The sequence below is a fragment of the Pedobacter miscanthi genome (assembly GCF_032678605.1).
Lineage (GTDB): Bacteria > Bacteroidota > Bacteroidia > Sphingobacteriales > Sphingobacteriaceae > Pedobacter > Pedobacter miscanthi_A.
In genome coordinates this window covers 1-742 of record NZ_JAVTSU010000067.1, presented here as the reverse complement: position 1 = coordinate 742, position 742 = coordinate 1, and the positions used below count along the sequence as shown (strand labels likewise).

Here is a 742-nt window from a genome sequence, read left to right as displayed (position 1 = left end):
GTCATCGGCAATATTAACCGTAGCCGTTGCAGGGGTTACCGTAATGCTTGGGTTGTTGGTCGCAGCGGTGAAAGTTAACAATACTGTTTCGTTACCTTCTACGATCTGGTCGTTGGTTACAGTAACCGGAACGGTAACGGTAGTTTGACCAGCCAAAATAGTAGCGGTAGTTGGAATAGTCGTATAATCGGTACCATTGGTCGCAGTACCACCAACTGTATAGGTAATGGTTGTGTTTGTAGCACTCGCTTTGCTCATGGTAAACACAAACGAACCATTGGTATTCGGTTCAGCACCATCTGTTGTAGCAACTGTAATCGTTGCCACATCATCATCGGCAATATTAACCGTTGCATTTGCAGGGGTTACCGTAATGCTTGGGTTATTGGTCGCAGCGGTGAAAGTTAATAAAACGGTTTCGTTACCTTCTACGATCTGGTCGTTGGTTACAGTAACCGAAACGGTAACGGTAGTCTGACCAGCCAAAATAGTAGCGGTAGTTGGAATAGTCGTATAATCTGTGCCATTGGTAGCAGTACCGCCAACAGTATAGGTAATGGTTGTGTTTGTAGCACTCGCTTTGCTCATGGTAAACACAAACGAACCATTGGTATTCGGTTCAGCACCATCTGTTGTGGCAACAGTAATCGTCGCCACATCGTCATCGGCAATATTAACCGTAGCAGTTGCAGGGGTTACCGTAATGCTCGGGTTGTTGGTCGCAGCGGTGAAAGTTAACAAT

1 protein-coding gene is annotated in these 742 nt (G+C 45.8%); it reads right to left on the bottom strand.

The genetic code is table 11. The features are described 5' to 3' along the window. The coding region (locus tag R2R28_RS29095) for a Calx-beta domain-containing protein (RefSeq protein ID WP_316829171.1) at positions 1-742 on the bottom strand (742 nt) is incomplete at both ends.